Below are 458 nucleotides of genomic sequence, written 5' to 3' on the forward strand. Positions count from 1 at the left end.
GTCGGCGGCGCCGGCAACGGCCAGATGGGCGCGTCGGGCAGCACCTTGTTCGGCTCGGACGTGAAACGTACGCGTGTGTTCAATGACATGGCGATCCAGCCGCTCGACCATTTCGGCATGGAATTCGTGGCCCTGTGGCAAAAAGACCAGTCGAACGCCACCGGTTCCTCGGTCTGGACCACGATCGGCGTGCGCCCGGTATATGCGCTGACCAACAACTTCAAGCTGGTCGCCGAACTGGGCACGGACCGCGTGACACAGGAGAATGGCCCTGCCAAGCGCCTGACCAAGATCACCTTTGCGCCGACCATTTCGGCCGGTCCTGGCCTGTGGTCGCGTCCTGAATTGCGCGCCTTTGTCACCTACGGCAAATGGAACGATGCGGCGACCGCCTCGGTCAACGCCGCCAACAATTCGGGCCCGGTGTATAACAACAATACCAGCGGCACGTCGTACGG

At 62.4% G+C, this 458-nt stretch carries 1 protein-coding gene; it reads left to right on the plus strand.

Going from position 1 to position 458, the window contains the following annotated elements:
* Positions 1-458 (plus strand): carbohydrate porin (locus ACL9RI_RS27655; protein WP_422729645.1); only part of this gene is annotated, 458 nt, incomplete at both ends.

Origin of the sequence: Janthinobacterium sp. Mn2066 (assembly GCF_049319705.1) — a bacterium.
Taxonomy (GTDB): domain Bacteria; phylum Pseudomonadota; class Gammaproteobacteria; order Burkholderiales; family Burkholderiaceae_D; genus Janthinobacterium.